Raw genomic sequence first — 26,399 nt, 5'->3', positions numbered from 1 at the left:
TATAATTATAAAAAAATTAGGAATAAAATATGAAAAAAATTTATATGATTATTTTTTTAACACTTATTTTTACTGCATGTTCAAACAAAACCCAAAAACAAAGTGAAATCGATTTAAAAAGCCAAACTCTTATGTATGCACAAAAAATCAATTTTAATTATAAAGATAATAGAGTAGTTGCTTTGTTAAGTTATCTAAATCCTGTATTAGATGAAAAAAGTCAACAAGAAGTTTTTGTGCTTAGTTTTTTACCAAATATCAATATCAAACAAGAACAAATTTCAATACTCATAGATGGAGAAAAAACTAACTTAAAAACCTTAGATCAAAATGATGAATTGTTTAAGTATATCATCAAAAGTGATTATGCAAGTTATTACAAAATCACCCTTGATGAGTTAATACAAAAACCTATTTTGAAACTTGATTTGTGTTTTGAGAATCAGTGTTTTGAGTTAAAGTTTCAAAAAATTTCGAAATCGGTGTATTATCGTTCAGAAGATGCAAATACACAATATAATTAGCTAAAACCTTTTTAGCATACACCCTACTTTCTGCATAAGGAACAAGCTCCATAGATAAAAATGGCTCATACTTTCCTGCTCTAAACATATCTTCTCTTTTGAGCATTCTAGTGGTAAATCCTATACCTCCATTATAAGCATAAGCCACAAATACTGGAGAATTAAGTTTAGATTCTAAATAATCCAAATGATGATTTGCAAAAGTATAAGCTGTTTTTGGATCAAAAAGCATATCTTGGTCAAAATTTGGAATTTGTAACTCTTTATTGCCTATATGATTAGCCAAAAATGGAATAAATTGCATAATACCCAAAGCATAAGAAGTTGAAATTGCTGTTGGTATAAAACGACTTTCTTGTCTAGCTAAAGCTAAAATCATAGCCTTTCTTTGTGTAGAATAATCTTTTAAATACTCAAAATAAGGCATAATAAAATAATGTTTTTTAAAACCCTCAGCTCTTTCTTTAATATAAGCATAAATAGCGATATTTTCTTTAGTATAAAAATCTTTTGCAAGCTTTTCTAGCTCATTAGGAGTACCTTTTGCAATTTCTTTTGCAAGTTTTTGCCAAGCAAAAGGATCTTTCATATCAAAATCATTTTTTTGTTTTTTTGGACTTAATTCTTCTATTTTAGGCAAAGGCAAGCCCTTTAACTCCCTTGCATAAAGACTATAAATATTTAAAGAATCACTTTGAGCAAGCTCATCAAGATACTTTTTATCTTGAGTGATTAAATAAATCCAAAAATTTGCATTATCTACTAAAGGCTTACTTTTAAAAGTATCTTTTGCTACTTGGAAAAATTCCAGTGCTTTTTTATCATCATTTTCTAAAATAGCATTCACACCTAAGTAAAAAGCATTATCTTGAAAAGTTAAATTTGCATCTACATTAACCAAAGATTTTCTTATCAATGGACTTTTTTTCTTAATGATGATTTCTTTTACAAAATTTGTAAATTCTTTTTCTTTTGCTAATTCATCAGCAAAATCTTTTTCTAAGAAAAAATCCTTTTTATCTTTTAAAAAGCCATAAATTTTATAAAAATTTGCACTATCATAATTTAAAACCGCATAACTTAGAGGATCTTTAGCATTAAAAGCTTCTAAAAGCTTTACTAAATTTGGGTTATCCTGTGGAATAATTTTTTTCATCTCATTACGCGTTGAAGTATTAAGATCTTGTATAAAAGTTAAACTGTTTAATCTTATAAGCTGACAAGTAGCATTAGCATCTAAGATATTTTGCGCATTAAATTTATAACAAACTTCATATTCTTTATTATATCCCAAAGGTGGAATGATCGTTTCAATAGCATTTTTAATACGCCCTGCATAACGATAAATATGCTCTTTTAAACCTTCAACTTCTTCTTTTTTAAATTCATTTTTTTCTAATAAACGATATAAATAATAATCCTTAGCTAAAGAATTTGGTTTTTGCTCTAATTCTTTATAAGAATACATAGCACTATTTGCAAAAACTACTCCAGCTAAGAGTAATACCACACTTTTTTTCAACACTTATAAACTTCCTAAAATTAAATTTGATAAAAATATTTGTATAAATTTAAGCCCTAAAATAATAATCAAAGGTGCTAAATCAATACTTCCTATAGTAGTAGGGATAAATCTTCTTACAAAAGCATAAGCAGGATTAGTTAAACGATATAAAATTTGTACTATAGGATTATACGGATCAGGCCTTACCCAAGAAATTAAAGCAGCAATAATTACAATCCATACATAAATTTCAATCACTAAAGAAAAAATTTGCACCAAAGACACAATCAAACTTGTTCCAACTCCCATTTTACTCCTTTATAATTTCTTTAATAAAAGGCTTGATTAAAGTATAAATTTCACTCATTTCAGGTCCGTGAGTAACCCCTGTTAATACTAAACGCAAAGGCATAAAGAAATTTTTACCTTTTAAATTTGTTTTTTCCATTAAAATCTTTTTGAACTCATCATATTCTTGAGGTAAATCCAAATCTTTTAAAATCTCTTTAATCAACTTACACTCATTTTCAAATTCATTATAATTTTTGACTGCAAAAATAGCTTGTATTTTTTCTTTTATCTCATTTAGCGTGCTAGCTTCTTGAGTATAAAATTTTGCAAGCTCTGCTACATCTTTGCCTAAATTTAACAAAGAATTTAATTTATCATTATCAAGCATTTTTATATGCTCACGGTTAATTTGCATCAAGCGCTTAGTGTCAAATCTAGCAGGAGATTTTGAAACTTTTTTCAAATCAAACCATTCTATAGCTTCTTCTAAAGTAAAAATCTCTTTTGGAGTTTTATTACCTAAAAGGATTAAATAATTTGCAATAGCACTTGCTAAATATCCATTATCAAGCATCCATTTTACACTAGAATGAGCCTCTCTTTTACTCATTTTAACACCTTCTTCATTTAAAATGATAGGTAAATGTGCATAAGTCATGCTTTTATCATAACCCAAACTTGCTCTAATATGCTCTTGCTTAGGAGTATTTGAAACATGATCTTCTCCCCTTATAATACAAGTAACGCCTTCTAGCATATCATCAACCGCACAAGCAAAATTATAAGTTGGGGTTTTATCCGCTCTCATAATCACAAAACTATCAATATCTTCAGGATTAAAACTAATCTCGCCTTTAATATAATCAGTAAATTTCATTTGAGATTGAGGTTTTTTAAGACGAATTACAAAAGGTTTTTCACAATTTAACACATCAATATCTGCTAATTTTTCACAAGTGCCATCATATCTATATGCTTGATTTTTACTTTTAGCTAATTCCTTTTTATGCGCTAACTCATCCTCAGTACAAAAACAAGCAAAAGCTTTTTTTTCACTTACTAGCTTTAAAGCCATTTGACGATGAAATTTCAAATTCTCACTTTGTACATAATAATGCTGCCAAGTTATACCAAATTCTTTCAAAATAGCTTTTATTTCCTCTTCTTTTCCAGCAATATTTCTAGCATTATCCGTATCTTCAATACGCAAAATAAAATCTGTATTTTCTTGTCTTGCTTTAATATAATTAAACAAAGCTGCTCTTAAATTTCCAATATGCATATCTCCAGTAGGCGATGGTGCAAACCTATACATTATTTATCCTTTTAAAACTTTTTTATCATTATACAATTAAATACTTGCTATTTATTTTAAAAAAACAAAGTTCACACAAAATTCACTCAATATTTATATGATTTCACAAATAATTCAATTTAAAGGACAAAAAATGAAATTAAAAATAGCTTTAATGGCATTAGCTCTAGCAAGTTGTGTTTTTGCAAGAGATATGGTTGTAGGTATAAATGCTTTACCAGCAAATTCTAAAAATTTTATACAAAAACACTTTACAGGCTCAAACATAGCTTTAGTTAAACAAGATATTGATAGTTTTGATGTTTATTTGGACAATGGAACTGAACTTGAGTTTTTCATCAATGGAGATTGGAAAGAAATTGATGCAAAATACAGACCAATTGATACTTCTTTTTTAAGTCCAAATGTTTTAGCAACGATTAAAAAAATGCATCCAAATGCAAGTATAATTAAAGTTGAAAAAGAAATTCAAGGTTATAAATTTAAACTAAATAATATGATGGAAATTTATACTGATGTAAATGGAAATTTCTTAGGACAAAAATTTGATGATTAAAGATTAAGCTAAGCTTTTGCTTAGCTTTTATAAGAATTTAGAGCAAGCTCTTGTATATTATAATTAGCAACTCTCTCATAAGTAAAGCCTTTTTTCTCTAAAAAATCAAGTAAAATTTTCTCCATTTTTTCTAAAGCATTCAAAACTTCTTTTGAAAGTTCAAAACTCAATGGTTCTATGCGCTTTGGCACACAGGCTAAAATTTGAGTTTTAGGCAAATCTCCCATAAGCTCCATGTATTGTAAAGTTTGAAGCATTTCAACCTCATGTGCACTACCACTCCAATTAACTTTTTTGGGCATTGCATCATAAGGAAAGAAAAAAATATCTCCGATCTTAGCATCATCTGCTGCAATACAATCAATCACAACCATTTCATCATATTCAGCTATAATATAGCTAAGTTGCAAAGCCAAAGTTCCACCATCTACAAAGCTCACTGAGTCTTTTTCGTGATAAAACTTATAATTTTTTTCTAAAAGTTTGCAAAGATGAACGCCTAAGCCCTCATCTGCAAACATAATATTACCAATGCCTAAGATTAGAAGTTTCAATGATTTTCTCTTACAAATTTATAACCACTAAAGATAGCATCTAAAGCACCATCTTTACCTTTAACTGAGTTAAATACAGCCATATAAATATGCACTGGAACAAAAATCAACACAACCCACATTAAAATTCTATGGTAGGTTCTAACATCGGCTAATCCACCTAGCATTACCTCAATAGGTCTTAAGATATTGTATAAAAATCCTCCTAAGCCTTCATGATATACATGCATATAAAGGATCAATCCCGTTAAAATAAGCCCAAACATAACAAGATAAAAGAAAAAATAAGTTGCAAATTGCAAAGGATTATATACACCTTGTAAATGCGGGTGCTTTCCTAAAAAAATGTAAAATTTAACCTGATCTATCCATAATTTTACATTAAAAATATCTTTGATACTTCTTCTTTCATTTGCACTTTTTGGATCAAAAAAGAACAAATATGTTTTAAAAAGCACACAAGCTATCATGATAAAACCAAAAATTTGGTGTACCATGCGATATTTTGCCTGCATAAATAAAGTTGGTTCAGATGAAATAGATGGAGATTGAAACACATAAGAAATATAATATCCAGTCCCTACTAAAATCACGATCGCAACTGCTCTTAACCAATGTGTAAAACGAAGGCCAATACTAAATTCGTATTCAGCCTTTCTGTTTGATTTTAAGGAATGTTTAGAATCCATACTAAAGTCCTTTCCTTATAAATTTACATTAACTTTATACTCGCTAAGATTATTACCTTTAGTATCCATTACATGTACAGCACATGCTATACAAGGATCATAAGAGTGAATAGCTCTTATTATTTCTAAAGGTTGTTTAACATCAGCTAGTTTCATACCGATAAGACATTGCTCATAGCTACCGCCTACTCCATTTGCATCTTTTGGACTTGCATTCCAAGTAGAAGGTACCACTGCTTGCCAATTTTCAATTACACCATTTTTAATTCTACACCAATGACTCAACGCACCGCGAGGCGCACTTCCCATAAATCTACCTTTGTATTCTTTATTTTTATCGATTACATAAGTAGCACAAGTGCTTTCATCTGTTTTTAAATTTTCAACTAAAGAATTAAATGCTTTTAAACCATGATCAGCAATGATTTTAGCTTCAATCGCTCTAGCACCTGTTCTTCCTAAAGTACTCATAAGTGCTTTAAGTGGTAAATTTGTGGTTTTTAAGAATGAATCAACTGCTTCTACTACGATTTTATTACCCTTAGCATAATTTACTAAAATATTTGCTAATGGTCCAACTTGCATAGGTAAATTTTCATATCTTGGAGCTTTAATCCAGCTGTATTTACCTTTAGTATCAAATACCTTACTATGAACCATATTACCTTTATCATCAATGCTTTCACCATCAATTAAGCCTGTATAGTTTGGATTAGTTTTGCCATCATAAGGATGTAAAGCTTCATTGTCTGCATACCATGATCTTGTAGCTTCTTCAGTGATTTTAGCTTCATCTACTTCTTCAACCTTACTCAAATCACCATTTCTAATAATACCACCTTCAAACAGCCACTCATCGCTAGAAACTTGGAATTCTTTTTCGGTGTAGAAATTATTTACCCCTACATCATTTAACACACTTGCTTCTTTAGAATAAGCTTTTGCAGCCATTATGATATCTGGATAATAAGCACGATTAATAAAATCAGCTACTTCTTGGAATTTAGTCATATATTCAGCCATTCTTGATGGGTTTAAAAGATCCATAACACAAGTCACACCACCTACCGTTAAGCTTTGTGGATGAGGATTTTTAGCACCAAAAATCGCCATAGCTTGAGCTATTGTTCTTTGAATTCTTAAACATTCTAAATAATGTGAAAGCGCAATAAGGTTTTGCTCAGGAGTAAAGCGATAAGTTGCGTGTCCATAATAAGCATTTGCAAATGGTCCAAGATTTCCTTTATCTACAAAGGTTTTTAGCCTTTGCTGTACTTCTAAAAGCTTATCTGCACCTGTTGCATAAGGCATATCAGTGTATTTAAACGCTTCATCACTTGCTTTTTTTACATCAGCACTTAAAGCACTTACAACATCAACAAAATCAAGCCCATGAAGTTGATAAAAATGCACCACATGATCATGCATGTATAAAGCTGCATTCATTAAAGTTCTGGTTAAAACAGCATTTAATGGCGGGGTAATACCTAAAGCATTTTCTACCGCAATAATCCCTGCTCTATAGTGTGAAAAAGTACAAACACCGCAAATTCTTTGAGTTAAAAAGCCTGCATCTCTTGGATCACGACCTTTTACAATAGTTTCCAAACCTCTCCATAGAGTTGATCCTGAATATGCTTCTTTAATGACATTATTTTCATCAACCACCACTTCAACTCTTAAGTGTCCTTCTATTCTAGTAAGTGGATCTATAATAATTCTTTTTGACATTCTTAATCCTTATTCTTTTCTAATGAAGCAATCACAGCATGCGCAGCAACAGCAACACCTGTTACACAAAGCACACCTATACCAATTTTATCTGAAATACTATCAGCACCCAAACCATAAACAGTATCAAATAATCTTCCTGCCATCACTTCTTCAAAAGGCCCCATAGTATCCCAAAAATCTGGTTCAGAACAACCTATACAACCATGTCCAGCTTGGATTGGCCATGAAGTATGCTGATTAAATCTTTCTCTTGAGCAATTATTAAAAGTATAAGGTCCTTTACAACCTACCTTATAAAGACAATATCCTTTTTTTGCCCCTTCATCACCAAATTGTTGCACAAACTCACCCGCATCAAAGCGTCCTCTTCTTTCACAAAGATCATGAATTCTTAATCCATAAGCCCATTTTGGTCTATTATAAGCATCAAGTGCTGGCAATGTTTGATACAATATATAATGAATCACATTACCTATAATGTTTTTCTCGCTTGGAGGACAACCTGGAACGTTAATAACTGTTTTATTTGTAACTTTACTTAAACTCACAGCATTACTTGGATTAGGTCTAGCAGCTTGAATACCACCAAAAGCTGAACAGGTACCTATAGCAAAAATAGCCAAAGCATTATCACAAGCTTGAACTGCTATTTGCTTACCTGTTTTACCGTGTGGTCCTATGGTTAAAAAGTTTTCTGTAGCACCTGTTGGTATACCACCTTCTACCATTAAAATATATCTACCTTTATATTTTTCCATAGCAGCTTCAAGATTATGCTCAGCCTGCCAACCTGCTGCACCCATTATAGTTTCATGATATTCTAAAGAAATATGATCAAAAATTAAACTATCAATAGTAGGAGCATCACTTCTTAATAAACTCTCAGAACATCCTGTACATTCAGCCATATGAAGCCAAATCACTGGAAGTCTATCACTAAGCTCAGCAGCTCTTGCAACTACTGGAGTAAAGCTAGCAGGTAGTGCCAAAAATGCAGTCATTGCACTAGCCCATTTCATAAAATCTCTTCTTGAAAAACCTGATTGTTCTAAGGCTTTAGAGATAGAAATCTCATTTTTCAAAAGAGGAAGTTTTTCTAATGCGTCTAAACGGCGATTAAAAATATCTAAATCACTCATTTGTTGTTCCTTAAATATAGAAATATCATTAAAGATTTTAAAACATTTATTGTTAAGAATAGATAAAAAAATAATATTTTTTTAAACAAATATACGAAGTATTTACAATTTAATGTTAATAGGATAATTTTACTCTAAAATAAGCAAGTATTGCACTTGCTTATTGTTTAATGATGACAATCTCATCATCTTTAGAATCTATAATAATCTCATCATTTTCATTTAATTCATCCGATAATATCATATCACTTAATTTATCTTCTACCATATCATATAAAGCTCTTTTTAATGGTCTTGCACCAAAATCTACATCAAAACCAACCTTTGCTATTAACCTAGCAGCATTATCGCTCAAACTTGCTTTAATACCTCTATTTTCAAGACTTTTTTGCAAGGTATTAAAAAGTAATTTAACTATTTTTTCAGCTTCACTTTCTCCCAAAGGATTAAAAGTAATAATATCATCTAAACGATTTAAAAACTCGGGTCTAAAAAAGCTTCTAAGGGCTTCTTTGATAGCTTTTTCTCTTTCTTCGCCCTTTAACTCCATAATAAAATTTGCACCTATATTAGAAGTTAAGATAATAATAGTATTAGTAAAATCAACCGTTACGCCTTTACTATCTGTAGCCCTACCATCATCTAAAATTCCCAAAAGTATATTAAATACATCTTTATGGGCTTTTTCTACTTCATCAAATAAAATCACGCTATAAGGCTTTCTTCTAACAGCTTCAGTTAACTCCCCTCCTTCTTCATGCCCTATATATCCTGGAGGTGCACCTAAAAGTCTTGATATGCTGTGTTTTTCCATAAATTCACTCATATCAAAACGCACCATAGCTTTTTCATCATCAAATAAAAATTTAGCCAAAGCTTTAGCACTTTCTGTTTTACCTACTCCAGTTGGCCCTAAAAATAAAAAGCTTCCTATAGGCTTAGTTGCTTGATTTAGCCCTGCTTTATTACGTTTAATAGCTCTAGCCAAGGCACTCAAAGCCTCATCTTGTCCTACGACGCTTTCTTGTAAATACTCTTGAATGTGTAAATATTTTTGCTTTTCAGAAGTAAGCATTTTTTGCACGCTAATACCTGTCCATTTACTTAAAATACCAGCTACTAAATCCTCATCTACTTGGTTTTTAAGCAAAACTCCTTCTTGGGTCATTTGTTTCCATTTTTCCTCTAAATTTAATACCTCTTTTTCGCACTCTAAAATTTTGCCATATTCTATTTCAGCAGCCTTTTGGAAATCTCCTTTATTTTTAGCTAAAATAGCTTCATTTTTTAAAGTATCGATTTCTTTTTTCTTTGCACTTATACCATTAAATACTGCTTTTTCATTTTCAAATTTGGCATTAAGTTTGATTTGCTCTTCTTTTAAATTTGCTAATTCTTTTTTAATCTCTTCTAATCTTTTTTCATTAGTTTCATTTTCTTCCATTTTTAAAGCTTCATTTTCTACTTCTAAGCTTTCAATTTGTTTTCTAACCTTTCTTAAAGAATTTGGCTCACTTTCTATTTGCATTTTTAATTCTGCTGCGGCCTCATCAATTAAATCAATCGCCTTATCAGGTAAAAATCTATTAGCTATATAACGCTTAGATAGTTTTGCAGCTGCTACCAATGCACTATCATTAATAGTTACATTATGATGAATTTCTAATTTCTCTTTTATACCTCTTAGTATTGCTAAAGCTTCATTCACGTTAGGCTCAGCTACATTTACAGGTTGAAATCTTCTTTGCAAAGCCGCATCTTTTTCAAAATATTTTCTATATTCTTTTAAGGTTGTAGCGCCTATAGTATGAAGCTCACCTCTTGCTAAAGCAGGTTTTAAAATATTTGCCGCATCCATACTTCCTTCATTTGCACCTGCACCTACAATGGTGTGAATTTCATCTATAAATAAAATTATATTTTTGTGTTTTATTACTTCATTTACAACAGCTTTTAATCTATCTTCAAATTCACCTCTGTATTTTGCTCCTGCTATTAAAGCACTCATATCCAAGGCTATGACTTTTTTATTTTGCAATGAAGTAGGAACATCTTTTTTTACTATTCTTTGTGCTAAAGCTTCTACTACAGCAGTTTTTCCTACCCCTGGCTCACCTAATAAAATAGGATTATTTTTAGTTTTTCTAATTAAAATTTGCATTAATCTTTGAATTTCTTCTTCCCTGCCTATGACAGGATCAAGTTCATTGTTTTTAGCTTTCATAGTCAAATCAATACCAAATTTAGACAAAGAATCAAGCGTTTCATCGCTTGTTTTGGTTTCTATTTTAGCTCCAGCTCTAATGAATTCTAATTCTTTTTTAAACTCATTTAAATCTACAAATTTAGATAAAAGTTCTTTAATAACCCCACTCGTACTTTCTGAGACAAGCCACATATCCACAGCCAAATAGCTATCTTTGTTTTCTAGAGCCAAGCCTTTTGCTTTTTCTAGAGAATTAATAAATTCATTTGAAAATTTAATATTATCTTTATTTACATTTGAGCTAGTAGGAAAAGATGAAATTTTACTTTTTACTTCTAACTCAAATGCCTCTTTAGAAACATTTAATTTATTAAAAACTTGATTTAGCAAACTTGAACTATCAACACTTAAAGCCCATAATAAATGCAAAGGTTTTATTTCACTATTCTTAGAATGAATGGCCAAAGAAATCGCACTTTCTATATTTGAAAGCATAGAATCTGTTAAAAAATCTTGTATATTTGCCATTTTTACTCCTTTTTTACTTTTATATGAGATGTATTATATAACTTTAGTCTATTATTGTCAAGTTTATTTAGTTATATTTATAAATAATTTTTTATATAAACACACTAATATAATAAAAATATTTACTTTATTTACGATTTTTTAAGCAAAAATAACTAAAATTAGATAATTATTTTATGAATTCATATTTATTTTGGAGTTTTTCCTTTGAAGACAAAAAGAAATCTTATTATCGCAGCTAGCATTTGTAGTTTAGTAACCGCTTCTTTTATTTTTACTAATTTACAAGCTAAAAACCCCGCTCCTAGTGAAGCAGAAAAGAAAATAGAAGCTTTATCTAAACTCACAAGAACCATGTCCATCATAGAACAATACTATGTTGATGATGTTAATTATACAGATTTGGTTGATAAATCCATAGCAGGCTTACTAACAAATTTAGATGCTCATTCTTCTTTCTTAGATGAAAAAGGTTATAAAGAACTTAAAGAGCAAACTAATGGAGAATTTGGTGGACTTGGCTTTACTATTACGCAAAAAGATGGAGCAATTAGCGTTGTAGCTCCTATAGAAGGAAGTCCAGCAGATAAAGCAGGCATTAAAACTGATGATATTATCTTAAGAATTAATAACGAATCAACCTTAGGTATGACTTTAAATGAAGCTGTTTCTAAAATGCGCGGAGAACCTAAGACAAAGGTCACTCTAACTATCTATAGAAAAGGCGATGCAAAACCATTTGATGTCAATTTAAAAAGAGATATCATAAAAGTAGATAGCGTTTATACAAAATTAATCGAAAATGAAAACTTGCTTTATTTAAGAGTGACTAATTTTGATAAAAATGTCGTAGATGAAGCTAGTAAAGCTATCAAAAAACATTCTAATGTAAAAGGAATTATACTAGATCTTAGAACCAACCCAGGTGGTATTTTAAATCAAGCTGTAGGCTTAGTAAATCTTTTTGTAGATAAAGGAGTCATTGTCTCACAAAAAGGAAAAATAGAAAATGAGAATGTAGAATTTAAAGCAAATCCTAGTAAAAAAATCACCAACGCACCTTTGGTAGTGCTTGTAAATGGTGGTAGTGCGAGTGCAAGTGAGATTGTAAGCGGAGCTTTACAAGATTTCAAACGTGCTATTATCATAGGCGAAAAAACATTTGGAAAAGGTAGTGTGCAACTTATATTACCTATGGATGAAAAAGGCAAAGAAGGCTTAAGACTTACTATAGCAAAATATTATCTACCAAGTGGTAGAACCATACAAGCTGTCGGGGTTAGTCCTGATATAGAAGTATTCCCAGGAAAAGTAAGTAAAGAAGAAAATCATGGCTTTGAAATCAAAGAAAGCGATCTAAAAAAACACTTACAAGCTGAACTTGATAAAATCGGACATCAAGAAAAGAAAAAAGATAATAAAGAAGATAAAAATATCATCACCAAAGAACAAATTGATAATGATATACAATTAAAAACTGCAATAGATACAATCAAAATTTTAAACATCACAAAAGGAGAGTAAAATGGCAAAAAAACTAGATCTTTTATACGAGGGAAAAGGTAAAAAAATGTTTAAAACTGATGATGAGAATTTACTCATCACGGAATTTAAAGATGATTTAACTGCTTTTAATGCAGAAAAAAGAGGTAATGAAGCGGGAAAAGGTGCGTTAAATTGTAAAATTAGTACTGAAATTTTTCATCTTTTAGAAAAAGAAGGTATTAAAACACACCTAGTAGAAACTATCAGCGATAAAGAACAAATTGTAAAAAAATGCAATATTATACCTATTGAAGTTATTACTAGAAATGTAGCCACAGGATCTTTAACAAAAAGATTGGGCATTAAAGAAGGTACGATTTTACCTTTTGCTGTAGTTGAGTTTTGTTATAAAAATGATGATTTAGGCGATCCTATTATCAATGATGAGCATTGTTTGATTTTAAATTTAGTAAAAAGTGAAAAAGATTTAGAATTAATAAAAAACATTGCAAGACAAATCAATTCTATCTTGGTTAAATTCTTTGAATCTAAAGGTTTAAGATTAATTGATTTTAAATTAGAATTTGGTATTGATAGTGAAGGAAATATGATACTAGCTGATGAAATTAGCCCTGATAGTTGTAGATTTTGGGATAGCAAAACTAATGAAAAATTAGACAAAGACCGCTTCAGACAAGACCTAGGTAATGTAAAAATGGCCTATGAAGAAGTATTAAAAAGAATTTTAAGTTAGGAAAAATAATGAAAGTAATTGTAAATATCACACTAAAAAATGGGGTTTTAGATCCTCAAGGCAAAGCCATAGAAAAGGCTTTGCATTCTTTAGATTTTAATAACATATCAAATGTTAAAACCTCAAAACAAATTAGTTTTGATATAGCTTGTAATAATAAAGAAGAAGCTTTAAAACATGTTGATTTAATGTGTAAAGAATTGCTTGCAAATACTGTGATAGAAGATTATGAGATAATATTATGAAAGTAGCTATTATTCGTTTTCCCGGAACTAATTGCGAGTTTGATACAGCTTATGCTTTTGAAAAACTAGGTGTAAAAACTGAAATCATTTGGCATGAAAGACAAGATTTTAGCGCAGATTTAATTGTTTTACCAGGTGGATTTTCTTATGGAGATTATTTAAGATGTGCAGCCATTGCAAAACTTGCTCCTGCTATGAAAACACTTAAAGAACATGTACAAAAAGGTGGATATGTCCTAGGTATTTGCAATGGTTTTCAAATTTTATTAGAACTTGGTCTTTTAAAGGGAGCTATGAAACATAATAATAGCTTAAGTTTTATTTCTAAAATGCAAGCATTGCAAGTAGTATCAAACAATAATGCTTTTTTGAAAAATTTCCAAAAAAATGACATTATAGAATTGCCTATTGCTCATGGAGAAGGAAATTATTTTAATAGCGAAGATGGTATTAAAATGCTAGAAGATAAAGATATGATTTTATTAAGATATATCAATAATCCAAATGGCTCTTTAAACGATATAGCTGGAATTTGTGATGAGAATAAAAAAGTCTTTGGACTTATGCCACACCCTGAAAGAATGTGTGATGATATACTTGGCTCAAAAGTAGGACTTAAAATGTTTGAAGGATTTTTAAATTGCTAAAAACCTTCAAAGTTTTTTGTGTTTTTTTACTAGCGTTTAATTTATATGCTCAAGAAAATAGCGTTTTTGAAGATTACAACACCTTAGAAAAAAATTACAATCAATTAGACGATCAAGCTAAGCAAATTTATCAAACTATCGCTCCAAGCGATGAGAGTAATTATGAAAGTAAAATCAATGATGAAAATTTTATTCCTCAAGGTTCTTTAGTATTAAATGCAAAAGAATACACTGATGAAGCTTATATAGATGAAGCTTTTGCTATAGATCTTGAGGTTATCACCACAACTAATGTAAGTTTTGATTTAAATGTGAGCTTTGAAAAAAATGATGATATGCTTTGGATTAATCCTAATCCTATTTGGGAGCAAAAGGCTAATTCATATCACACAAAATTATGGTTTGAAGCAAAAAGTTTAAATGCCAATTTAAATAAAATCATCGTTTCTTTAAGCAGAAATGATCATATTTTTCAAAGCTCATCACTAATTATAAAACCTATTAGACTTAAAAAAATCGACGCTCCTTCTAACAAATACTCACACATAGTTGCAAGTAATTTAGAAGTAAAACAAGTAAAAGCAAGCCATTTTGATAATGATAATATGATTTTATTTATAGAACTTGCAGGAGAAAACACAAACCTAGCAAGTTTTAATATAAAAGATATTCAAAAACAAGGTGTAGAGGCTATTAAAGGCGATTTTGAAAAACAAAGTGGATTTTATTATGCTATTTTAGATAAAAGCAAAACGCGTTTTGATTTTTCTTATTTTAATTTAAATTCTAAAGAACTAAAAGATTTTTCCTTAAAAATAGAACTTAAAGAAGATAGTATAAGCACACAAAGTGATTTAAATCCAAAAACTAATGATTTTAATTTTTATAAACAAGTGTTTTTGTGGAGCTTGTGTGGTATTTTTGCTTTATGGTTTGTATTTAAGAAAAGCTACGTAGCTTTAGGCTTAGCAATTTTAGCTTTAATAGCAAGTTTTTTAGCCCAAAATAACATATATAAAGCTATATTAAAAGCTGAAAGTAAAGTGCAAATTTTACCAACTCTAAACTCAACTCATTTTTATTCTGGAAAATATAAACAAGAAGTAGAAGTGCTAGATTCAAGAGATGAATATAAAAAAATTTTATTTAATAATGGAAAAATAGGCTGGGTAAAAAGTGAAGATTTATCAAAGATTTAAAGCTTTAATATTTTGGATTGAATTTATTTTTTCTATTATATTTTTATGCATTGCCTTTTTATTATTACAATCACAAGAAAAAATTTGGAAAATCAGAAAAGCATGGTCAAAACTGCAAAAATATGTAATAAATTATAAAATCCAAACTCAAGGTTCTATACACCCTCAAGCTAATTTACTTTTAATCAATCACCAAAGCTTGTTAGATATAGTTGTTTTGGAAGATCTATGTCCAAAAAATATATCTTGGATAGCAAAAAAAGAACTTGGTGAACTCCCCGTTTTTAAAACTTTGATTAAAAAACCTAAAATTATTTGTATAGATAGAAGTCCAAAAGGTCTAGTAAAACTTTTAAAAGAAGCCAAAGAAAGACTAAAAGAAGATAGAATTTTGGCTATTTTTCCAGAAGGTACAAGATCTAAAACACAAAAACTTTTAAAATTTAAAGTTGGAGCTAAAATTTTAAGTGAAAAACTTAATCTAAAAGTCCAACCTGTTGTAATTGTTGATTCAGCTAAAATTTTAGACACACAAAACTTTAGTGCAAATAGTGGCGTTTTAAAAGTAGTATTTCTTGATCTTGTTGATATAAGTAAAGATGATTGGCTTGAGCAAACTAGAGAAAAAATGCAAACAATCTTAGATAATGAAAGGTCAAAAGCTTGATTAGTACGGTTTTGGCTGTAGGTTTTGGTGGCTTTTTAGGGGCTATATCTAGAATGCTTACTAGTAGCTTTTTTAATAAAATCATTCCACATGATTTTCCCTATGGTACTTTACTTGTTAATATCATAGGATCTTTTTTAATGGGCTTGTTTTTTTCTTATGCAAACTCTAAAGGTGTGCATATTTTTACTAAAAGTTTAATTAGCACAGGTTTTTTAAGTGCTTTTACGACTTTTTCAACTTTTTCTTATGAAAATTTGCTATTTTTGCAAAGTGGTGATTATTTTCACTTTTTTCTAAATATTATTTTAAATGTTATCCTTTGTCTTTTGGCAGTATGGATTGGTTTTTTAATTTTTAAATAAAGGAGATATAAATGCAATTTCAAACTGAAGTCAATCAACTTTTACAACTTATGATTCATTCTTTGTATTCAAACAAAGAAATTTTTTTAAGAGAGCTTATTTCTAACGCGAGCGATGCACTTGATAAACTTAGTTATCTAAGCGTGAGTGATGATGCTTATAAAAATTTAAAATTTGAACCAAAAATTCAAATCAACTTCAATCAAGAAGCAAAAACCCTAACCATAAGTGATAATGGTATAGGTATGAATAAAGAAGATTTGATCAATCATCTTGGAACCATTGCTAAAAGTGGTACAAAAAGCTTTTTAGAAAACTTAAGTGGTGATGCTAAAAAAGACTCACAACTTATAGGACAATTTGGTGTAGGCTTTTACTCTGCTTTTATGGTGGCTTCTAAAATAGAGGTTTTAAGCAAAAAGGCATTAGATGATAAAGCTTATCTTTGGACTTCTGATGCTAGTGGTTATGAAATAGAAGATGCAAATAAAGATGAGCAAGGCACTTGCATAACCTTACATTTAAAAGATGAAGAATTTTTAAACTCATACCGCATTGAAAGTATAGTAGAAAAATACTCAAATCACATACAATTTCCTATTTTTATGAAAAAAGAAGAATATTTGCCATTAGAAGAAGGTGAAAAAGAACCTAAAAAAGAATTAAAAAACACTCAAATTAACACAGCAAGTGCTTTATGGAGACAAAATAAAGCCAGCTTAAAAGCTGAAGATTATGAAAGATTTTATGAACAAAACTTCCATGACTCAAACAAACCTATGCTTTATATCCACACAAAAGCTGAAGGTTCTATAGAATATAATTCTTTATTCTTTATACCTGCACAAGCTCCATTTGATTTATATAGAGTAGATTATAAAAGTGGTTTAAAACTTTATATAAAAAGAGTTTTTATCAGCGATGATGATAAAGAATTATTACCAACTTATTTAAGATTTGTACGCGGGATTATTGATGTAGAAGATTTACCGCTTAATGTAAGTCGTGAAATTTTACAGGAAAATAAAATTTTAAAAAGCGTTCAAGAAGCAAGTGTTAAAAAAATCTTAGCTGAACTTAAAAAATTCAAAGAAAAAGATAAAGAAAACTATCTTAAATTCCATGAGAATTTTGGAAAAGTTTTAAAAGAAGGTTTATATGGTTTTGGCGAAAATAAAGACGCTATAGCTAAGCTTTTATACTTTAAAAACTCAAATAAAGAAGAATTAATTGATCTTGAAGAGTATAAACAAAACTTAGCTGAAGGTCAAAATGAAATTTTTTATATTAGTGGAAAAAATGAAAAACTTTTAAGAAACTCTCCTCTTCTTGAAAGTTATAAACAAAAAAATATCAATGTTTTATTGCTTGATGAGGAAATTGACACCATAGTTATGCCTATGATGAATGAATTTGAAGGTTTAAAATTTAGTGCTATCAATCATTTAGCTAGTGAAGAAACTAGCGAAGAACAAAAGGCTGAATTTGCAAGCTTACTCATCAAAATAAAAGAAGTTTTAAAAGATGAAGTTGAAGAGGTAAAACTTAGCCAAAGACTTTCAAATAGTCCAAGCTGTATTGTTTATGATCAAAATAAACCTGATTTTGCTATGCAACAAATTCTTAAACAAATGGGGCAAGAACAACAAGTTAAACCTATACTTGAAATCAATCCTAATCATGAAATTTTAAAAGCCTTAAAAGAAAATGATGCCTTAGTTAATGAAATGGCACATATTCTTTTAAATATGGCTAAACTTAGTGAAGGTATGGGTATAGATAACCCTAGCGAATTTAACAATGCCTTAAGCAAAATCGTTTCTAAGGCTTTAGAAAAATGAAAAATATAGCTATTTCTAAAGATATTTTGCACGAATTTTGTATTATAGATGTAAGAACCCCAAGCGAATGGAAAAGCGGAGTCATAAAAGAAGCTATACTCATCGCACTTTGCGATGATAATGGCTTTATGAATGAAAATTTCATCCAAGAGTTTAAAGAAAAAGTAGATTATCAAAATAAAAACATAGCCTTTGTGTGTGCTACAGGCTCAAGAAGCAAACACACTGCTATGATGATAGAAGATGCTCTAGGTATAGAATGTACTAATCTAGATGGTGGCATGGTAGCACTTTTATCGCAAGGCTATGAAGCTACAAAAAAGGAAAGTTAATTATGAAGAAAATATTTTTATCTTTGGCACTTTGTGCTAGTTTTGTTTTAGCAGAAGTTAAAAATATCGATATTAATGCGGATATTTTGGAAAATTATCAAGTAATTGATATTAGAAAACCTAGCGAATGGGCGCAAACTGGTACAATAAAAAACGCCATTAAAATTAGCTTTTATAATGAAGATGGCAGTGTAAATAAAAATTTCGTTGAGGAAATTAAAAAGATTTCAAGTAATAAACCTATCGCTATAGTTTGTAGAAGTGGTTCAAGAAGCACTAAAGCTTCTGCTTTACTAGATCAAAATGGCATAGAAGTTACTAATTTAAAAGGCGGTATGAACGCACTTTTATCACAAGGCTATGAAACCTCAAAGTAAGTCTAGTTAGACTTACTTTTTCTTTGGCCTAAATACAGAAATTACTTCTTCGTTATTTTCAATATAAGCTCCACCTATCAAATCCACACAATAAGGAATAGCAGGAAATATAGGCTCAATGCATTCTCTTATAGCTTTTGGATTACCCGGTAAGTTGATAATCAATGATTTTCCTTTTATACCCGCACTTTGTCTTGAAAGTATAGCTGTTGGTACATATTCTAAGCTTTTTGCACGCATTAACTCCCCAAAACCTGGAAGCATTTTATCGCACACTGCTTGTGTTGCTTCTGGTGTCACATCACGCAAAGCAGGCCCTGTACCCCCTGTAGTAAAAATCAAATCACATTTTACTTCATCAGCCAAATAAGCTAATTTTTCTATAATTAAATCATACTCATCAGGAATTAGCTCATAATAAAAGCTTTTTTCATTTTTTATATAAGAATCTAAAATTTTTTCTATCTCTACTCCGGATTTATCTTCATAAACTCCACTACTTGCTCTATCTGAAAGTACTAAAATTCCTATTTTTACCATTTTTACTCCATTATGATTTTTTCTACATCTTGTTTTTCTATTTTTTCATTTTCTAAAAGAATGCTAGCTAATCTCACTACTTTTTCTTTCATTAATTCTAAAAATTCTTTCACTTCTTGCTTTTGCTCTTGCAATAAACCCTCATTTGCCATAGCAAAAGTTTCCATGAAAGTAAGCAATTCTTTAACCTTCAAAAGATCACTTTGTGCATTAGTATAGCTTTCATTAAAAATAAGTTCCATGGCAACTGAGCCTGCTAGAAAAACTTTTATTTTATTTAGCAATTCTGATTTTGATTTGATGGTATTTTCATACTCTTTAAATCTATCTTCTATCAAAGTAATTTTTTCAAATTTAACATCAAAATAAAAAGCACACAAAGCTTTAGCTGCTTGGTATGTGGCTTGAATTTTTCTTTCCTTATCACTTAGAGAGAAAATCTTTTTTTTACCCATTAAAACTTTATTAAGCACTGCAAAAAAATCATTTTCTTCTATTAAATCTGATTTTCTTCTTATAGCATTAATAGCCGCTTCATTAACTAAAGTCTCTAAAGCTGCTCCGCTAAAACCCACACTAGCTTTTGCAATTTTTTCTAAATCTACGCTAGATTTTTTTTCTTTCATATAATTTTGCAAAATATGCATTCTATCTTTAAAATCAGGCAAAGATATAAAAATTCTTCTATCAAAACGCCCTGATCTTAATAACGCATTATCCATAAGATCGATTTTATTTGTAGCGGCCATTACTATAACCCCACTATTATCTTCAAATCCATCCATTTGAGTTAAAAGTTGATTTAGAGTATTATCTCTTTCTACATTAGAAAAATCCCCCCTACTTTTACCAACTGCGTCAATTTCATCTATAAAAATAATACTTGGAGCTTTTGATTTAGCTTTTAAAAAAAGCTCTCTAACTCTTTTTGCGCCCATACCTACATAAATTTCTACAAAACTAGCCCCACTTTGATAAAAAAATGGCACCCCAGCTTCGCCTGCTACTGCTTTTGCTATCAAAGTTTTTCCCACTCCAGGAGGGCCTACTAGTAAAACGCCTTTTGGCATTTTTACGCCAAAATCTTTATATTTTTGAGGATTTTTTAAAAAATCAACGATTTCTAAAAGCTCTACCTTAGCCTCATCAACACCTGCTACATCTTTAAATTTAACTTCACTTACTACATCTTGTATAGTGTTATTTTGTTCATTTTTTTCTAAAATATTTTTTTCTAAAGAAAGTAAATTTTGTCTATCTTTATTTTTTTTATTAAGAAAGAGTAAAAAACTTATAAGAAAAGCAAGCAAAATAAATATGAAAAAAAACTCACTTAAATTATAATCTTTAGCATATTCTAAAGGAATTTTTTGCCACAAAGCATTTAAATCCACTACATCTTTAGCTATTAAAAAATTTCCTTCTTTGCTTTTTAATAATATTTCATTATTTTCTACTATGGCTTTTTGGATTAAATTTTGCTCTAAAAGCTCTTCATAAGCAGCCTTGCTAATATAATCAGGTTGATTTTTTATAAACGCAACTATTACAAAAACACAAAGCAATAAAAATGAAGCTAAGATAATCTTTTTATTTTTCATCCCCTAACCTTACATAATTACAATCTTCTTTGCATTCATATTTTTCAATATTTATCCATTGTTTAGCAATATCTTCTTTGCTTGTAATTTTGATTTTATTAAAAAACTGATCATAGCCTTCATAAAAACCATCTTTTTTACTCTCAACTAAAATTTCTAAAGTATTTTTTTGATTTTTTCTAAACTCATAATTATTTTGCGCAACTATATCTTTTAAAATATTTAATCTTTCTTTGGCTATTTCACCATTGATTCGCTCACTCATAGAAGCAGAATGCGTTCCATCACGCGGTGAGAAAATAAAAGCATGAATATGCGTAAGTTTAAATTGCTTGAAATTTTCTAAAGCTTCTTGCCATATTAATTCACTTTCTCCAGGGTGTGCTACAATAAAGTCTGTTCCTAAAGCAAAACCTTTTTGACTTAACTCATTAAACAGTGCTAAATCATTTTGCGTATGCGATCTTCTACGCATTATGCGTAGCATTTTTTCATGGGTATGTTGTAGGGCAATATGCAAATGCTTTTCAAGCCAAGACTCATCTAAAATTTCTTTAAAACTCTCATCAATTTGAGCAGGCTCCAAACTCCCAAGTCTTACTCTTTTTATGCCACTAACCTTACCTATTTCTTGTAATAATTTTCCAAGTGTAGTTTTATCTTTTAAACCATAACTTCCTATATTCGTACCCGTTAAAACCACTTCACTATAGCCATTTTGCGCAAGAAGTTTGATTTGCTTTATTATTTCCTCACTCGGCATACTTCTTGATTTACCCCTAACACTTGGGATTATGCAATAGCTACAAGCAAAGTCACATCCTTCTTGAATTTTTACAAAAGCTTTAGTGTGATTTTCATAATTACTTACGATTTTTGTATCAATAAAGCGTAAATTTCCAAGCTCATAAAAGGCTTTATCTTGCGAGATTAGCTCATTGATTTTATCTTTATTAGAAGCCCCTAAAACTCCAAAAATTTCTTTTTTATCAAAAAAATCCTTTCCCTTGCTTACAGCACCACAGCCTGTAAGTATAACCTTAACTCCATTTTTCTTTACACTATTAATATAGCTTCTAAGCCCGCTATCAGCACCATTTGTAACAGTGCAAGAATTTATCACTATCACATCAGCTTCTTGCTCATTTTGTGTGACAATATGATCTTTAATATAAGTTTTTAATAATTGCGTATCATAAATATTAGTTCTACAACCAAAAGTTTTAAAATATACTTTTTTTTTCAAATATCTTCCTTATTTTCTATAAATTCATGCTTTGCCATATATAAATTTTGCGATGGATAAGCTATTTTTATATCATCATGCTTATTAAATTCATTAATGATTTCTTTGCTAATATTACTTCTTAAAATCAAAGCCGCATAAGAATTTGTCATATACCAAGCAGAAATTCTCATACCATAACCTTCTAAAAATGTAAAAAACCTAGGCTCTACTTTAGGATTTCTAATGCTGTATTCATTTCTTAATTTACTCATAGATTCTTTTGCTATTTTTGTATAACCTTTAGAAGCTTTTATAACGATTTCTTCCACTATTTCTAAGGCCTTTTGATGATTTGAATCAAAAGTCAAAGTAATATCAAGTCCATCCCAAACTGTCTTCATACCATGATGGGTATAATTTGATATGAGATTAGTAAATATAAAATTATTTGGTATAAAAATTATCCTACCACTTCTTCGATTATCTGTATAAGTTAGCAAAGAAATATCTTCATATAAGGTTATTCTTAAAAACGAAATGTCAATTATATCACCGATATAATGTGTATTGTTTTGAAAAACTCTAACTCTATCACCCACTCTAAAACTTCCACCAAAAACTATCACACACCAACCAAGCATAGACATAAACATATCTTTCATAGCAATAGCTAAACCAGCAGAAGCAAAACCAAGCACAGTCACTAAGTAACTAATATTTTCAATATATCCAAAAAGCAAAATCAAAATAATCACATTGATATTAATAAAATTAATGATTTTATTTGCTGTATAAAAGCGATCATTATCGCCTATGTATTTTCTAGCTATAAATTTGAGTAAAAATGCTATGGCTATAACGATAATAATAGCCAAAACTATATTAAAAGCTCTTACACCTTGAATTTTAATAGAAGCTGTTGTTTTTTCAATTTCTTCTTGTATTTTTTTCTCATAAACAGAATAAGAAATTTCTCCAAAACGCAAGGTTTGCGAAAAATCTCTTACCATTTGATTGGATATTTTTAAATACTCATCATGTTCTTTACTAGGGGCCAATTTAGCTATCTCAGCCACTAAAACATTTTCTTTTATAAGCTCATCCAAGGTTTGCTTAAAACTATTTAAGAGATTAACATATTCTTCTTTATCACGTCTTAGTTTTTTTATGTGTGAGTATGCTGAAATGATGGCTAAAGGATTAGTTAGTTTATCTATTTTATCAACTTCTTCAGGAGCTAAAACCATCTTGGAAAAATTTGCACTTTTATACTCACTTAAAAGCTCTAATCTTTCTTTTAAGATTAAAATTTGCCTTTCTATAATGCTTTTATTGCGCTCATTAGCCTTTAAACTTTCTTTTTCTAAAGCTAAAATTTCATTTTGAGTTTTTCTATAAATATTAAAATTATTATATTTAATCACCCAAGTATTGTATGTTAAATTATTATGTAATTCATTGAGTTTTTGCTCTAAATGTTTTATATCATCTTGTGCTAAAAGCATCAAAAAAGGTAAAAATAAAAGTAAAAAAATCTTTTTCATGCAAACACCTCTAAAGTGCGTAAAATATCTTCTTTGTTTATATCATTTTTTATACAAGCTTTTCCCAAACCACAAGCTAAAATGAAATTAATCTTTTGAAAATGTGTCTTTTTATCCAAGAAAAAGGCATTGTAAAACTCTTGTGTATTTGAAATTTTATAAGATACGGGCAATTTAAATTTCACAAGTAAATTTTGCACTCTTTGGCATTCTTTCTCACTTAATAATCCTAAATTTAATGCTAAAATATTTGCCATATTCATACCTATAGCCACAGCTTCACCATGTAAGTATTTTTTATATCCTGTTTGATTTTCTATAACATGAGCAAAAGTGTGTCCATAGTTTAAAAGCATTCTTAAACCACTTTCTTTTTCATCTTGCGAAACCACACTAGCTTTAAGCTCTATGCTTTTTTGGATGATTTGAGCCAAGGTAATATCATCTAATTTAGCATTTAAAAATTTATCCTCGTTCAAATTTTCTAAAAAAGATAAAATTTCCTTATCAAAAACCACAGCCATTTTGATAAATTCAGCCATGCCCGCAGCTAGTTCTCTTGAAGGCAACGTTTTTAAAAACTTACTTTCACAATACACCGCTTTTGGCTGATAAAAAGCACCTATTAAGTTTTTGCCAAATTTATTATTCACTCCAGTTTTACCACCCACACTTGCATCCACACAAGCTAGTAAGGTTGTGGGAATATTAATAAATTCTATCCCTCTTTGATATATACTTGCTGCAAAACCACCCATATCAGAGATAACCCCACCACCAAAGCTTATAAGCAAGCTTTTTCTATCTAACTTATAAGTACACATTTGATCTAAGATATATTCTATAGTTTGTAAATTTTTATACTCTTCACCATCTTTAATTTTTATGATAAAAAGTTCTTTAGCTTGAATTTTTTCCAAAAGCGTATCTAAATGCAGCTTTGCTACTAATTCATTAGTTAAAATCACTACTTTAGTATCAAAATTTAACTTTTCTAGCTCATTTATATAGACATTATAACTTGTATTATTTTCTAAATTTACCTTAACTTGCATTGTTTTCTCACAGCGATGGTATAAATAATTGATAATTTTTACTCATCTTATAATATATCGTATTTAAATCTGTTTTTAAAATTTTATTGAAATTACTTCCTAAAATTTTTTCATTAAATGGCACAAAGTGCAATACATTTTGTTTGTAAGAAAATTTATTGATAGGGTTATGTTCTTTTTCCTCTATTAAAAGTAATTTTTCATCATGGAGTTTTGAAAGGCTTTCAAAATATTGATGGTACTCAAAAATTTCAGCTTTATTTAGTTTTAAATCATAATAATACAAAGCAAGCCCTAGTTGGATTTGCTTATTTAAATCAAGCATAATAGAAGCAATACCTTCCACATCTTCAAAATTTGAGCTTAAAACCACCGATGATTTTAAGTCAGCAAAATCCCCTTTACCTGCTTTTAACACAGGAATTTTTAAAGTAAAAAGAAAACTTTTTTCTTTCTCAAAAAGATAATCTTCCACTACAAGTAAACCTATGCTAGTATTTTCCACAAAAGGCTTAATATTTTTTACATTTGTACTTTCATAGTCAAATATCACTTCAGAGCTATTTTTATGCAAGGCTTTAAGTTTATAATACATAGGAGTTAAAGTAGGATTAATCACTTTAAAATAAAGCTTTTTACTATTAATCCTTACATGTAAAAGTAAACTTGCAAAAATAAGCTTTTCTATAGCAAACTCACTCATTTTTTTCATATCTATAATACAAAGTATATTATCACCAAAAGGCGATGGAAAGCGTCCTAAGCTTGTTTTAACATTAGTAAAAACACTTTGTAAAACTTTAGGATCACCTACGATTAAAATACTATCATTTGGCATTAAAATAAGCCCAGGTCTTGCTAGGATAAATTCATTATTTCTATAAACCATTACAATTTTAAAGCGTTTTTGGCTAATAGAGCTTATATGTCTATAAGCAAAACTTGATCCTGCAGGAATTTTTACCTCCATTATCTCACCTTGCCCAAGCCCTATAAATTGTGCCATAGAAGGCATGTTATCTAAACAACCTGTTAATCTCGTGCTTAAAGTATCATAAATATTAATCACTTCGCAAAAATTATCATCAATTTGACTATTCCACAAATCCATGATAACTATGTTTAATCTTGGGTGTAATTTTCTTAAATTTTTATAGCAAGCTAACATATCTGCTTCTTCTTGCATATAGATGATAGCTTGATGGAATTCTTCCTTTAATAAATTTTCTAGTTTAACCAAACTTGTAGGATCAAATTTATAAAAAGATATTTGTTCATTTTCTAAATCCAAATCCACACTTTCATCATTATAATAAACAACACTCAAAGACTCTTTAAAAGTTTTATTGCTATGAATTTTCCTTAAAAAATCTTTAGCAAAAATCCCATCAGCTAGTAATAAAATTTTATTCATTTACACCTCTAAAATATAAAATATAATTATAGCAAAGTTATAGTTTATATTTTAAAGTTTTTAAT

At 29.4% G+C, this 26,399-nt stretch carries 26 protein-coding genes; 12 read left to right on the top strand and 14 right to left on the bottom strand.

The genetic code is table 11. The features are described from left to right. Positions 1-29 precede the first annotated feature (29 nt). Positions 30-524: a hypothetical protein gene (locus L8V79_RS04040; RefSeq protein ID WP_143297039.1), complete on the top strand. Its 495-nt coding sequence runs from the start codon at positions 30-32 to the stop codon at positions 522-524. On the opposite strand, the gene L8V79_RS04035 is transcribed toward L8V79_RS04040, so the two are convergent. The 3 genes from L8V79_RS04035 to gltX are packed head-to-tail and all read right to left on the bottom strand — an operon-like array spanning position 412 to position 3,634. Beyond that, positions 412-2,049: a lytic transglycosylase domain-containing protein gene (locus tag L8V79_RS04035; protein WP_263702586.1), complete on the bottom strand. Its 1,638-nt coding sequence runs from the start codon at positions 2,047-2,049 to the stop codon at positions 412-414. The two genes, L8V79_RS04040 and L8V79_RS04035, sit on opposite strands and share 113 nt — an antisense overlap. Continuing rightward, the gene (locus L8V79_RS04030; RefSeq protein WP_263676784.1) at positions 2,050-2,337 is read right to left on the bottom strand and encodes a YggT family protein; all 288 of its coding nucleotides are present in this window, start codon (positions 2,335-2,337) and stop codon (positions 2,050-2,052) included. It lies immediately after the preceding gene. Position 2,338: 1 nt separating this feature from the next. Next, the gene (gene gltX, locus L8V79_RS04025) at positions 2,339-3,634 is read right to left on the bottom strand and encodes a glutamate--tRNA ligase (RefSeq protein ID WP_263702585.1); all 1,296 of its coding nucleotides are present in this window, start codon (positions 3,632-3,634) and stop codon (positions 2,339-2,341) included. Between the two features lie 133 nt (positions 3,635-3,767). On the opposite strand from gltX, the gene L8V79_RS04020 reads away from it, so the two are divergent. Next, positions 3,768-4,190, top strand: a complete 423-nt coding sequence (locus tag L8V79_RS04020) for a PepSY-like domain-containing protein (RefSeq protein ID WP_263702584.1) — start codon at positions 3,768-3,770, stop codon at positions 4,188-4,190. Positions 4,191-4,210: 20 nt separating this feature from the next. Here the strand turns inward: L8V79_RS04020 and L8V79_RS04015 are convergent, their stop codons facing one another. The 5 genes from L8V79_RS04015 to L8V79_RS03995 form a co-directional block, all read right to left on the bottom strand. Further along, the gene (locus L8V79_RS04015; protein WP_039625977.1) at positions 4,211-4,744 is read right to left on the bottom strand and encodes a [NiFe] hydrogenase maturation protease HydD; all 534 of its coding nucleotides are present in this window, start codon (positions 4,742-4,744) and stop codon (positions 4,211-4,213) included. Next, positions 4,741-5,433, bottom strand: a complete 693-nt coding sequence (gene cybH / locus L8V79_RS04010) for a Ni/Fe-hydrogenase, b-type cytochrome subunit (protein WP_263702582.1) — start codon at positions 5,431-5,433, stop codon at positions 4,741-4,743. The genes L8V79_RS04015 and cybH overlap by 4 nt, the downstream gene beginning before the upstream one ends. A gap of 15 nt (positions 5,434-5,448) precedes the next feature. Beyond that, positions 5,449-7,164, bottom strand: coding sequence for a nickel-dependent hydrogenase large subunit (locus tag L8V79_RS04005; RefSeq protein WP_263702580.1), 1,716 nt, complete (start codon positions 7,162-7,164; stop codon positions 5,449-5,451). Between the two features lie 2 nt (positions 7,165-7,166). Next, the gene (locus L8V79_RS04000) at positions 7,167-8,306 is read right to left on the bottom strand and encodes a hydrogenase small subunit (protein ID WP_258107370.1); all 1,140 of its coding nucleotides are present in this window, start codon (positions 8,304-8,306) and stop codon (positions 7,167-7,169) included. 160 nt (positions 8,307-8,466) lie between these two features. Further along, positions 8,467-11,040, bottom strand: a complete 2,574-nt coding sequence (locus L8V79_RS03995) for an ATP-dependent Clp protease ATP-binding subunit (RefSeq protein ID WP_263702579.1) — start codon at positions 11,038-11,040, stop codon at positions 8,467-8,469. A gap of 207 nt (positions 11,041-11,247) precedes the next feature. Between L8V79_RS03995 and L8V79_RS03990 the strand changes: the two genes are divergently transcribed. Genes L8V79_RS03990 through L8V79_RS03945 form a run of 10 tightly spaced genes read left to right on the top strand, consistent with a single transcriptional unit; the run spans position 11,248 to position 18,952 of the window. After that, positions 11,248-12,564, top strand: a complete 1,317-nt coding sequence (locus L8V79_RS03990; protein ID WP_318529920.1) for a S41 family peptidase — start codon at positions 11,248-11,250, stop codon at positions 12,562-12,564. Position 12,565: 1 nt separating this feature from the next. Continuing rightward, on the top strand, positions 12,566-13,279 hold the full coding sequence (gene purC / locus L8V79_RS03985) for a phosphoribosylaminoimidazolesuccinocarboxamide synthase (RefSeq protein WP_263702578.1): 714 nt from the start codon (positions 12,566-12,568) through the stop codon (positions 13,277-13,279). A gap of 8 nt (positions 13,280-13,287) precedes the next feature. Further along, positions 13,288-13,524 (top strand): phosphoribosylformylglycinamidine synthase subunit PurS, encoded by a 237-nt coding sequence (purS, locus tag L8V79_RS03980; protein WP_263702577.1) that lies wholly within the window; start codon positions 13,288-13,290, stop codon positions 13,522-13,524. Continuing rightward, positions 13,521-14,171 carry a phosphoribosylformylglycinamidine synthase subunit PurQ gene (purQ, locus tag L8V79_RS03975; RefSeq protein WP_257396888.1) on the top strand — a complete coding sequence of 217 codons (651 nt, stop codon included), beginning with the start codon at positions 13,521-13,523 and terminating at the stop codon, positions 14,169-14,171. The genes purS and purQ overlap by 4 nt, the downstream gene beginning before the upstream one ends. After that, positions 14,165-15,370 carry a hypothetical protein gene (locus L8V79_RS03970; RefSeq protein ID WP_263702576.1) on the top strand — a complete coding sequence of 402 codons (1,206 nt, stop codon included), beginning with the start codon at positions 14,165-14,167 and terminating at the stop codon, positions 15,368-15,370. Before purQ ends, L8V79_RS03970 begins: the two co-directional genes overlap by 7 nt. Next, positions 15,348-16,037 carry a lysophospholipid acyltransferase family protein gene (locus tag L8V79_RS03965; RefSeq protein ID WP_263702575.1) on the top strand — a complete coding sequence of 230 codons (690 nt, stop codon included), beginning with the start codon at positions 15,348-15,350 and terminating at the stop codon, positions 16,035-16,037. Before L8V79_RS03970 ends, L8V79_RS03965 begins: the two co-directional genes overlap by 23 nt. After that, the gene (gene crcB, locus L8V79_RS03960) at positions 16,034-16,402 is read left to right on the top strand and encodes a fluoride efflux transporter CrcB (protein ID WP_039668336.1); all 369 of its coding nucleotides are present in this window, start codon (positions 16,034-16,036) and stop codon (positions 16,400-16,402) included. The genes L8V79_RS03965 and crcB overlap by 4 nt, the downstream gene beginning before the upstream one ends. Positions 16,403-16,413: 11 nt before the next feature. After that, positions 16,414-18,243, top strand: coding sequence for a molecular chaperone HtpG (gene htpG / locus L8V79_RS03955; protein ID WP_263702574.1), 1,830 nt, complete (start codon positions 16,414-16,416; stop codon positions 18,241-18,243). Further along, positions 18,240-18,575 carry a rhodanese-like domain-containing protein gene (locus L8V79_RS03950; protein WP_263675485.1) on the top strand — a complete coding sequence of 112 codons (336 nt, stop codon included), beginning with the start codon at positions 18,240-18,242 and terminating at the stop codon, positions 18,573-18,575. The genes htpG and L8V79_RS03950 overlap by 4 nt, the downstream gene beginning before the upstream one ends. A 2-nt stretch (positions 18,576-18,577) precedes the next feature. Beyond that, the gene (locus tag L8V79_RS03945) at positions 18,578-18,952 is read left to right on the top strand and encodes a rhodanese-like domain-containing protein (RefSeq protein ID WP_263702573.1); all 375 of its coding nucleotides are present in this window, start codon (positions 18,578-18,580) and stop codon (positions 18,950-18,952) included. 12 nt (positions 18,953-18,964) lie between these two features. Here L8V79_RS03945 and mog read toward each other — a convergent pair whose 3' ends face one another. Genes mog through L8V79_RS03915 form a run of 6 tightly spaced genes read right to left on the bottom strand, consistent with a single transcriptional unit; the run spans position 18,965 to position 26,334 of the window. Continuing rightward, positions 18,965-19,492 carry a molybdopterin adenylyltransferase gene (gene mog / locus L8V79_RS03940; protein ID WP_039618174.1) on the bottom strand — a complete coding sequence of 176 codons (528 nt, stop codon included), beginning with the start codon at positions 19,490-19,492 and terminating at the stop codon, positions 18,965-18,967. 2 nt (positions 19,493-19,494) lie between these two features. Further along, positions 19,495-21,093, bottom strand: a complete 1,599-nt coding sequence (locus L8V79_RS03935; RefSeq protein ID WP_263702572.1) for an AAA family ATPase — start codon at positions 21,091-21,093, stop codon at positions 19,495-19,497. After that, on the bottom strand, positions 21,083-22,339 hold the full coding sequence (mtaB, locus tag L8V79_RS03930; protein WP_263702570.1) for a tRNA (N(6)-L-threonylcarbamoyladenosine(37)-C(2))-methylthiotransferase MtaB: 1,257 nt from the start codon (positions 22,337-22,339) through the stop codon (positions 21,083-21,085). Before mtaB ends, L8V79_RS03935 begins: the two co-directional genes overlap by 11 nt. After that, the gene (locus tag L8V79_RS03925) at positions 22,336-23,865 is read right to left on the bottom strand and encodes a mechanosensitive ion channel family protein (RefSeq protein ID WP_318529919.1); all 1,530 of its coding nucleotides are present in this window, start codon (positions 23,863-23,865) and stop codon (positions 22,336-22,338) included. The genes mtaB and L8V79_RS03925 overlap by 4 nt, the downstream gene beginning before the upstream one ends. Continuing rightward, entirely contained in the window at positions 23,862-24,920 is a 1,059-nt protein-coding gene (aroB, locus tag L8V79_RS03920) for a 3-dehydroquinate synthase (protein WP_263702569.1), read from the bottom strand. Before aroB ends, L8V79_RS03925 begins: the two co-directional genes overlap by 4 nt. A gap of 7 nt (positions 24,921-24,927) precedes the next feature. Then, positions 24,928-26,334, bottom strand: coding sequence for a COG3400 family protein (locus L8V79_RS03915; protein ID WP_263702568.1), 1,407 nt, complete (start codon positions 26,332-26,334; stop codon positions 24,928-24,930). Between the last annotated feature and the right edge of the window lie 65 nt (positions 26,335-26,399).

The sequence above is a fragment of the Campylobacter sp. IFREMER_LSEM_CL2194 genome (assembly GCF_025771685.1).
GTDB lineage: Bacteria > Campylobacterota > Campylobacteria > Campylobacterales > Campylobacteraceae > Campylobacter_D.
The sequence above is the reverse complement of the archived record's forward strand: the minus strand, read 5'-3'. Positions and strand labels throughout refer to the sequence as shown.